This window comes from Flavobacterium sp. (assembly GCF_027483985.1).
Classification (GTDB): domain Bacteria; phylum Bacteroidota; class Bacteroidia; order Flavobacteriales; family Flavobacteriaceae; genus Flavobacterium.
Genome location: NZ_JAIXTJ010000038.1, coordinates 1 through 10,047, shown reverse-complemented (window position 1 = coordinate 10,047; position 10,047 = coordinate 1). Strand labels below are relative to the sequence as shown.

7 protein-coding genes are annotated in these 10,047 nt (G+C 33.1%); 4 read left to right on the top strand and 3 right to left on the bottom strand.

The window, feature by feature from the left end:
- The coding region (locus Q0050_RS09715; protein ID WP_298394846.1) for a DUF11 domain-containing protein at positions 1-2,852 on the bottom strand (2,852 nt) is incomplete at its 3' end.
- Between the two features lie 471 nt (positions 2,853-3,323).
- Between Q0050_RS09715 and Q0050_RS09710 the strand changes: the two genes are divergently transcribed.
- Genes Q0050_RS09710 through Q0050_RS09695 form a run of 4 tightly spaced genes read left to right on the top strand, consistent with a single transcriptional unit; the run spans position 3,324 to position 7,849 of the window.
- Positions 3,324-3,809: a histidine phosphatase family protein gene (locus Q0050_RS09710; RefSeq protein ID WP_298394843.1), complete on the top strand. Its 486-nt coding sequence runs from the start codon at positions 3,324-3,326 to the stop codon at positions 3,807-3,809.
- A 2-nt stretch (positions 3,810-3,811) separates the two neighbouring features.
- A complete protein-coding gene (gene ppk1 / locus Q0050_RS09705) occupies positions 3,812-5,926 on the top strand; it encodes a polyphosphate kinase 1 (RefSeq protein WP_298394840.1) in 2,115 nt (704 codons plus the stop codon).
- Positions 5,927-5,946: 20 nt separating this feature from the next.
- Entirely contained in the window at positions 5,947-6,837 is an 891-nt protein-coding gene (locus tag Q0050_RS09700) for an exopolyphosphatase (protein WP_298394837.1), read from the top strand.
- A 10-nt stretch (positions 6,838-6,847) separates the two neighbouring features.
- Positions 6,848-7,849 carry a proline iminopeptidase-family hydrolase gene (locus tag Q0050_RS09695; protein WP_298394835.1) on the top strand — a complete coding sequence of 334 codons (1,002 nt, stop codon included), beginning with the start codon at positions 6,848-6,850 and terminating at the stop codon, positions 7,847-7,849.
- Between the two features lie 41 nt (positions 7,850-7,890).
- On the opposite strand, the gene Q0050_RS09690 is transcribed toward Q0050_RS09695, so the two are convergent.
- Together Q0050_RS09690 and dnaX are read right to left on the bottom strand one after the other, a co-directional pair.
- The gene (locus Q0050_RS09690) at positions 7,891-8,574 is read right to left on the bottom strand and encodes a DNA polymerase III subunit gamma/tau (protein ID WP_298394833.1); all 684 of its coding nucleotides are present in this window, start codon (positions 8,572-8,574) and stop codon (positions 7,891-7,893) included.
- Positions 8,575-8,627: 53 nt separating this feature from the next.
- Positions 8,628-9,710 (bottom strand): DNA polymerase III subunit gamma/tau, encoded by a 1,083-nt coding sequence (dnaX, locus tag Q0050_RS09685; protein ID WP_298394831.1) that lies wholly within the window; start codon positions 9,708-9,710, stop codon positions 8,628-8,630.
- Positions 9,711-10,047 lie beyond the last annotated feature (337 nt).

Sequence of the window (10,047 nt, the reverse complement as noted above, 5' to 3'; positions counted from 1 at the left end):
GTATCACAATTATTTGAATTAAGTACTTCACAAATTTGGTAAGTTAAAGTATAAGAACCAGCAGGTGTACCAGGCGCAACCACAACATTAGTACCTGATAAAGTAACACCAGGATTAGTCGAAGACACGAAAGTAGTAGCCACTTGAGAAGGCACTACAGCCACACCATTTAAAGTATCGTTAGTAAGAACGTTAGTAAAAGCAGTTCCGCCAACAAATCCATTTACAGAAGTACCAGAATCATTTATAGCATTTATTATCGCATTTACAGGAATTGGAGTAGAAGTCGAAGTATTATTAGTTGTATTAGGATCTGTTTGGTTACCAGTAATTGTTGCAGTATTGGTGTATGAACCAGTTGCGTTAACTCTAGCAACAACAGTCAATGTTGCATTTGAACCATTATTTAAGTTTCCTATTGCCCAGTTTGGCGCAGTCCAAGTTCCAGTTGATGGAGTTACTGATAGCACAGTATATCCAGCTGGAATAACATCATTTAAGGTAACACCAGTTGCATTACTTGGACCGTTGTTAGTTGCAGTAATTGTAAATGTAATATTTGTTCCGATAATTGGAGCCATGTTACTTGCTACTTTTACTACTCTTAGGTCAGCTATTGCAACGGGAACAGGAGTAGAAGTTGAAGTATTATTTGATAAATTTGGATCAGATTGATTTCCAGTAATTGTAGCAGTATTTGCATAAGTACCCGTAGCTCTAACAGTTGCAATAACAACGATTGAAGCTGAAGAACCACTTGCTAAATTACCAATATTCCAATTGGGAGCAGTCCAAATTCCACTTGTTGGAATTGCGCTAATAAGTGTATAACCACTTGGTATAACATCATTAACAATAACTCCAGTTGCAGGGCTTGGTCCATTATTTGTAGCTGTAATTGTAAATGTTACATTACTTCCAACATTTGGACTCATATTATTTGCAACTTTAACCACAGATAAGTCGGTTATTGGAACAGGTAAAGGTGTAGAAGTAGATGTATTATTTGATAAAATAGGATCTACGTTTGTCCCTGTTATTGTTGCCGTGTTTGCATAAGTACCCGATACTTTTACTGTTGCAACGATACTTAATGTAGCATTTGCACCATTACTTAATGGTCCGATTGACCAAACTCCAGTTACATTGTTATAAATTCCAACAGAAGGAGTAGCACTCACTAGCGTATAGCCACTTGGTAAAATATCAGTCGCTATTGCATTAGGCTCGTTACTAATTCCTAGGTTGCTAGCTGTAATTGTGAATGTTACATTACTTCCAACATTTGGAGTAGCATTACTTACAGTTTTTTCAACTTTCAAATCAGAACAACCTTTATAAATAGTAGTGCTTACGCTTGAACTTGTTAAACCCCAACCCCAAGTATTTAGTAAACGGCCATTTCCATAGTCATTACAAGTAACACCATCAGTTTCATTTGCACCAATTGCCGGTGCCGGAACAGCATTAGTCAAGTTTCCATCACCACTCCACGCTCTTGTTGGACTAGGTGTTCCGTTTAATGAATTATTTAAACCTGTTCCCGTTAAGTTATTAATTGAGTTGGTGCAGTCTGTACCAACATTTATTAAATCGCTATCATCCCAATACATTTGAGAGTTAGTGATTGCAGTAGGAGCAATTGACTGAACATTAAATCCGTTTTTGTTTAGCTCTGCATCGTATAAAGGCAAATTAAATCTTCCAGCTAAATAATTAAGAGTTAAATTCATTTGCGCGCCATCTGGAACAACCGCACCAAATGCATCTAAACCATTCCAAGAGAAAGTATTATTTCCTGCCGGAACACCATACGATTCTAAAATTACGTCTGCAGTTCCTGCTTGATAACCTGCAATGCCATTTAAATCAATAACTAATCTAACATCACCAGCTCTCGAAATATTATAATTTATAAGATAAGGTCCGCAACCTGATATTGCAGGAGTGCCAAATGTTGGTGGATTCGGAATTGCTGCTACAGGATATAATGTAATATCTGGATTATTTAAAAAGACCTTGTAACCATTAGAAAGTATAGGTATAAAGGGAGTGTTTATTGATTTTCTTGTTGTTGTATAAGCACCACTAGGACTAACACCATAACTATTTACCGCTAAATTATATGCAATTGGTTGAAAACCAGGTCTAAAATCAATAAATAATATTACCTGATCAGCAGTATATACATAAAAATTTGGTTCAGAACTAGCCGTTGCGATGTTCCCATAATTTGAATCAACAGCTACAAATCCCCATTTATCTGAGTGTAAACGTCCGTTACGTTTCACTCCGGCAAGGGTTGCTACGGTCATATCAAATAATGCTCCAACAGCTCGATTTGCTTCAGCAACTAATGGAGTAACACCTCCATCATTACTTCTATAAAATTCAATCCAGTGTTCACCACTGACCGTTGGGTTGAATACTAAAGGCACATAACCATTGGTAACCGCACCAATATTAGGTCCAGCTAATGCTTGTGCATGCGTATCAATACTTCCGGCAGAACCAACTGTATTGTTCCATAACCCAGACAAGACAACTACACCACTCGGATTTTTGATTCTGTAGTATAGATTAGATAATCTAGCAGGTGTTCCAACAGAATATCCTCTCCAATCAAAACCAAAATACAGTCGCTCTGTACCTGCATTCGCAATATTAAAATAAATTCTATTATCTTCACTACAGTTAAAGTAAGAGCCACTCTGTAAATCAGGTGCACTCAAAACAGCTGTAATATTAGCCGCATTTGGCGATAATGTTGGTGTTCCTTCACCAAACATAAAGGAAGAAAATAAAATAAATGATAATGAAAGGATAAACGATTTGTAGTTTATTGTTTTCATGGGCGTACTTTTTTGCATAATTTTTTTAATGCTTATTTTTTTTGAACTCAACTTATTAAAATTTATTAACAACATTGCGTAATTATTCAGCATACAAAAGTACTACTCAACTTCGCAATCAAACTATTTTATCTATGAATTGCATGAATACTCGATAAAACGTTGTGATAATTTTATTTTTATTGTCTAATACATTATGTTTATTGCTTTTATGATAATTTTGTAGTCGAAATAATTCGACGAAATAAATGTTTTTCTAGTTAATTTTGTACATTATTTTTTTGTAAACTAGCACAATTTGCAACGTCTATAATTTTCGACGAAATTAGAGTGGTTTTTTTTATTAAACAAATAAATAATCGATAAAGTGCTAAATATCATAGATAAATAACATTTTATCGATTAAAAGCTATGTAAAATCTTACAATAATTATGTCTTATGAATTGTTTAACGAACTATTTTAAATTTTTATGAAGTCCTTACTACTAATTCGTCATAGTAAATCCTCGTGGAATAATAATCTAATTGACTTTGAAAGACCAATTTCAGAAGAAGGAATCAATAAATCCATAAAAATGGCGCATAAAACCACTATATTTTTTGATAATCAATCATTAATTTGGGTGAGTGCTTCTGAGAGAACAGTTCAAACTGCAAAGATATTTTTCTCTATTTGGAATGTAACAACTGATAATCAAGTGTTTTATAAAAATGAATTGTACACTTTTGATTGCAATATACTTGAGAAAATTATCAAAACCTGTCCGAATGAATTCGATAAGTTAATTCTTTTTGGTCATAATAGTGCTATTACAGATTTTGTTAATAAATTTGGGGATATTTTTATTGATAATGTGCCAACATCGGGCTTTGTTTCAATTAATTTCGATGCCGACGATTGGCAAAATTTAAGAAAAGGTAGAACAGAAAAAATCATATTTCCAAGAGATATTTAACTATGAATTCAAATAATAATTTCAGATATATAGATAGAGAAAAAAGTTGGCTAACATTCAATGCAAGAGTTTTGCAAGAAGCTGCAGATGAGTCGGTTCCGTTGTTGGATAGACTTAGGTTTTTAGGTATTTTCTCCAATAATTTAGATGAGTTTTTTAGAGTTCGATTCGCTGCCGTTAGACGATTAAGTCTTTCAGGTTTGACAGGAGAAAAAATTCTTGGAGGAATTACATCGCAACAATTGGTTAAAGATATTACCGAAATTGTCATCAAGCACCAATCGGAAAGTTTAAGAATATTAGAAATAATTGAAAAACAATTAGAAAAGGAAAACATCATTATTGTTAATGAAAATCAACTTTGCCAAGAGCATCAGAACTTTGTTCACGATTTTTTTATTCAAAAGGTTAGTCCAGAATTAGTTACCATTATATTAAATGACTTAGCCGAGTTTCCTCTACTAAAAGATACCGTTGGATATTTAGCAATCAAATTGGTTATGAAACCAGAACAGAAACCTAAAGTTCTAGGATTAGTTAGACCAAAAAAGGAAGTTCGTTATGCAATAATTGAGATTCCAAAATCATTTAATAGAATAGTTGTACTTCCTGCAATTGGTGAAAAGCAATATATAATGCCAATTGATGATGTGATCCGATATAATTTGAGTAGTATCTTCAATATTTTTGATTACGAAAGCATTTCGGCACACATGATTAAAATTACCCGCGATGCACAATTAGATATTGATAGTGATATGTCTAAAAGTATGTTGCAAAAAATTGCGACTTCTGTTAAAGATAGAAGAATAGGTGAGCCAGTGCGTTTTGTATACGATAAAACTATTGATAAAGATACGTTATCGTTTTTCTTAAATAGAATGGGAATAGAATCAACCGATAGTATAATACCTGGTGGTCGATATCACAATCGTAGAGATTATATGGATTTTCCTAATCTAGGCCGTTTTGATTTGCTTTACCAACAAAAACCACCAATGCCTGTCGAAGGTTTGTCATTAGAAGGTAGTATCTTAAATAGAATTGCTAAAAAAGATTATTTAATTTTCGCTCCTTATCAATCCTACTCTTATGTAATTAAATTTTTGAGAGAAGCTGCTTTAGATCCTAAAGTCACGACCATTAAAATTACATTATATAGGTTAGCCAAAAATTCTCAAATCATTAGTTCACTAATAAATGCTGCAAAAAATGGCAAGCGCGTCGTGGTTCAAATTGAACTTCAAGCTAGATTTGATGAAGCAAATAATATCTCTTATGCTGAGCAAATGCAACAAGAAGGAATTGAGCTTATTTTTGGTATTAAAGGCCTAAAAGTACACAGCAAGATTTGTGTAATAGATCGAATTGAAGAAGGAAAAACAAAACGATACGGATTCATTTCTACAGGAAATTTCAATGAAACTACAGCTAAATTTTATACTGATGTAACTTTATTAACGAGCCATAACCAGATTTTAAAAGATTGTACCAAAATCTTTGAATTCTTTGACATCAATTATAGATTGCATAGATACAAGCATTTAATTGTGTCACCGCACTATTCTCGTTCTAGATTTAATAAATTAATTGATAGAGAAATTCTCAATGCTCAAGTTGGAAAACCAGCTTATATTAATCTTAAAATGAATAGTTTATCTGATTTTCAAATGATTGATAAATTATATGAAGCTAGTAATGCTGGTGTTAAAATGAAATTGCAAATTAGAGGAATATGTTCATTAATTCCCGGAGTAAAAGGAATGAGTGAAAATATCGAAGCCATAAGTATTGTAGACAATTTTTTGGAGCATTCAAGAGTTTTTATTTTTTGCAATGACAACGATCCTGAAGTCTTTATTTCATCTGCTGATTTTATGACAAGAAATATTGATGGTAGAGTAGAAGTGACTTGCCCTATTTATCAAGAAGATATCAAAAAACAATTAATAGAAACTTTTGAAGTAGGTTGGAAAGGTAATGTGAAAGCCCGTTTACACTCTGAAAAATTAGACAATAAATACAGAGTAAGAAAAGAAGGTGAGGCTGTCTTTCGTGCGCAACACGAAACCTATAATTACTATAAAAATCAGCAAGAAAATAACGATAATTTTTAAAATACAACCCAAGCGAATAGATGATTTCAATAAAAAAATATGCAGCAATCGATATTGGATCTAACGCGATGCGATTGTTGATAACCAACATTGTTGAACAAGACGGAAAAGAAACTCAATTCAATAAATCGGCTTTAATTCGTGTTCCAATTCGATTAGGTCAAGATGCATTTACAGTCGGAGAAATTACGCCAGAAAATATTGATCGAATGATTGATGCTATGGAGGCTTTTCGTTTATTAATGAAAGTATATAAAGTTGAAAAATACAAAGCTTGTGCAACATCAGCAATGCGTGAAGCCTATAACGGCAGAGAAGTTGTTGAAATCATTAAGAATAAATCAAATGTAGACATTGATATCATTGACGGAAAAGTAGAAGCTGCAATTATTGCTTCATCTGATTTGCATAGTTTTCTTGCAACCGATAAAACCTATTTATATGTTGATGTTGGTGGCGGAAGTACTGAATTTTCACTATTTTCTGAAGGAAAAATGATTAATTCTAAATCGTTCAAAAACGGAACGGTGCGCTTGCTTAACGAAATGGTAAACGATGTAGTGTGGCAAGAAATTGAAAAATGGATTAAAACTAATTGTGAACCTTACGAAAATATTACCTTAATAGGTTCAGGTGGAAATATTAATAAATTATTCAAATTATCTGGAAAACAACAAGATAAACCGCTGTCTTTCTTGTATTTGAATTCGCAATACCAATATTTAAGTTCATTATCTTACGAACAAAGAGTTGCCGAATTAGGATTGAATACCGATCGTGCCGATGTGATTATTCCAGCGACAAGAATTTATCTAAACGCTATGAAATGGAGTGGCGCCAGACAAATATATGTACCGAAAATCGGACTTTCAGATGGAATTGTTAAAGCTTTATATTACGGAAAAATCTAATTTATTGTATATGAAAAACCTAAAGTATTTTATCGGATTAGCGCTGTTTTTACTAGTAATTTCTTGTAAGCAAGAGTCTAATTCATCAACTTATTTCAGTTCAGAAGAAGCTGGAATAAAAATTGGAGGTGTAAAAATGGTAACCATTGAAACTCCAAAAGGAAAATTTAAGGTGTGGACAAAACGCATTGGAAACAATCCAAAAATTAAATTGCTTTTACTCAATGGTGGTCCAGGTATGTCGCACGAATATTTCGAGTGTATGGAGAGTTTTCTACCAAAAGAAGGAATAGAATTTATTTACTATGATCAACTAGGTACTGGTTTTTCTGAAAATCCGAACGACACAACAATGTGGGATTTGCCTAGATATGTTGAAGAATTAGAGCAAGTTAGAGTTGCCTTAAATTTAAATAAAGATAATTTTTATTTATTAGGTCATTCTTGGGGCGGAATTCTTGGAATGCAATATGCCTTAAAATATCAAGATAATTTAAAAGGATTAATTGTTTCCAATATGATGGCCAGTTGTCCTAAATATGGAGAATATTCTAAAGTTTTGGCCAAACAAATGAATCCTGAAATCTTAAAAACCATTAAAGATTTAGAAACAAAGAAAGACTATAGCAATCCAAAATATATGGAATTGTTGATGGCAAATTTCTATAACCAACATATTCTAAGAAAGCCAGTAAACGAATGGCCAGAACCTGTAAATCGCTCAATGGGAAGATTAAATTCTTCACTTTACATTACTATGCAAGGTCCAAGTGAATTAGGAATTTCGGGAAAATTAACTAATTGGGATGTTTCTAAAGAGTTAAAAAACATCATAGTTCCAACTTTAGTTATTGGAGCAAAATATGATACAATGGATCCAGAATATATGAAATGGATGGCAACACAATTCCCAAAAGGAACTTACTTATATTGTGCCAACGGAAGTCATATGAGTATGTATGACGATCAAGAAACGTATATGAAAGGTTTGATTGAGTTTCTGAAGAAATAAAGAGTATAAAAAAAGCGTTTCCAATTATCGAAACGCTTTTTTTAAATTTCCAAATCAAACATTCTTCTTAAAACTTCTAAATTCGGATTGATTTCATTCAGTCGGTTGTACTTATCCTGAGGTGTAAACGCATTTTTTACTTTTACTTCTTCATTTACAATAACATCAATTGTAATGTCGTGATTGTGTAAATGTCCTCTTAAATAACCTAATAACTCTGGTTTGGCTCGGTCAAAATCAATTTTAGAACCTTCATTTGGAAGTTCATAAACGATTCGTGTACCTTCTAATTTTGGATCACTTATTTGAAGCAATGACGACATAATCATTAAGCCTTTGTCACTTAAACGTTGTGCATATTTAAACCAAAATTCCAGCATTTGAGTTTCAGTAAAAGCTTCACTTGGCAAATGTTCTACTGCTTTTACAACACCTTTTTGAGCTTCCATTAGCTCTTTTTTGGCACGAATACTACCTAAAGATAATGCAGAAATTTTTCCAGTTTCGGGTTGCAGGTTTCGGGTTTCAGGTTCTTGTAAAGTTTCGAGTTTCGAGTTTCGGGTTTCGGGTTGTTCCTTAGTTTCGGGTTTCGGGTTTCGGGTTTCGAGTTCTTCCGAAGTCTCTGGTTGTGAGTTTTGTGTTGGAATTTCGACTTTTGACTCAGAACTTTCAACTCTCAACTCGGAACCCGGAACTTCCTTAACATTTGGAATTTGGGATTTCAAATTTGGAACTTCCTGAATAGAATAACTATTATTTCTGAAATAAGTCGGTGGAATTATAAAGTCAACTTTTTTTTTTCTCCATCAAAGTTGATAGAGCAAAGTTGCATTAAGGTAAGTTCAACTAACAAACGTTGGTTTTGAGAAACCTTATATTTTAAATCACAATCATTGGCGATTTCAATTCCTTTAAGCAAGAAATCTTGAGTACATTTTTGGGCTTGCAATCCATAAAGTTGTTGTGCTTGTTCACCAGCTTCAAGTAAAACTAAAGTTGCTGGATTTTTACAAACCAATAAATCTCTAAAATGAGAAGCCAATCCAGAAACAAAATGATGTCCGTCAAAACCTTTTGATAAAATCTCATTATAAGTAACTAAAATTTGTGGAATATTATTCTCCAAAATCAAATCGGTTACTTTAATATAGGTTTCATAATCTAAAACATTTAGATTTTCGGTTACAGCTTGACGTGTTAAATTGGTTCCGCAATACGAAACAACTCTATCAAAAATCGACAAAGCATCACGCATCGCGCCATCAGCTTTCTGGGCAATAATGTGCAAAGCATCATCTTCAAATTGAACTCCTTGACTTGTAGCTACTTCTGCCAAATGTTCTTTAGCATCTTTAACTGTAATTCGCTTGAAATCAAATATTTGACAACGAGATAATATCGTCGGAATAATTTTGTGTTTTTCTGTAGTTGCTAAAATAAAAATAGCGTGTTTAGGTGGTTCTTCTAATGTTTTCAAAAACGCATTAAAAGCAGCCGGTGACAACATTTGAACCTCGTCAATAAGATAAACTTTATATTGTCCGGTTTGTGGAGGTATTCTAACTTGGTCAATTAAATTTCGAATATCATCAACTGAATTGTTAGAAGCAGCATCCAATTCGAAAACATTAAATGCAAAATCCTCATTCGGATCATCATAACCAGGTTGATTGATTTTTCGAGCCAAAATTCTCGCACAAGTAGTTTTTCCAACACCTCTTGGACCAGTAAATAATAGGGCAGATGCCAAATGGTTGGTTTCTATAGCATTCAACAAAGTATTCGTAATAGCTTGCTGACCAACAACGTCTTTAAACGTTTGCGGACGATACTTACGAGCTGATACTACAAATTGTTCCATAGAATTTTATTGGATTACAAATGTAGGTAAAAGTTTAAAAGTTTAAAAGTTTAAAAGTTTAAAAGTTCGAGAAATAATTCTAAAATCAAATATTGAGTTTTATACATATCTAAAATCTTATATCTAAAATCTAATATCTAAAATCTAATATCTAAAATCTAATATTAAATTCTACCTTTGCACCGCAGACCGCCTTATCGCTTGTTAGTAATAATAAGAGGAAAGTCCGGACACCAAAGAGTAGCATATTGGGTAACGCCCAACCGTTGAAAGACGAGGACAAGTGCAACAGAAAGTATGTACAGTTCGGCTGTAGTGAAACCAGGTAAACTCTATG